General features: G+C 70.9%; 1 pseudogene. It reads right to left on the bottom strand.

The annotated features are described in order from the left end of the window. Positions 1-292 (bottom strand): annotated as a pseudogene (locus I5G_RS21810) (MFS transporter); the annotation flags it as partial.

Raw genomic sequence — 292 nt, 5'->3', positions numbered from 1 at the left:
GAGCTCAGGGCGATGGAGATGAGCGTCGCCGGCAGCGAGGCGAGCCCCGCGAGGGTGGCCGGCAGCCCCGCGCCCTGCTGCAGGTAGACGCTGAGGACGAAGCCGTACAGCGACAGCGCCGCGTAGACGAACATCGTCGTGAGGTTCCCCGCCCAGAAGTTGCGCGACCGGAACAGGTCCAGCGGCATCATCGGCTGGCGGGCGACCTTCTGGCGCACGAGGAAGCCCGCGAACGCCAGGACGCCGACGACCGCCGGTGCCCAGATGACCGGCGACCCCCAACCGAGGTTCG

The sequence above is a fragment of the Microbacterium sp. B19 genome (assembly GCF_000333395.1).
Classification (GTDB): domain Bacteria; phylum Actinomycetota; class Actinomycetes; order Actinomycetales; family Microbacteriaceae; genus Microbacterium.
The sequence above is the reverse complement of the archived record's forward strand: the minus strand, read 5'-3'. Positions and strand labels throughout refer to the sequence as shown.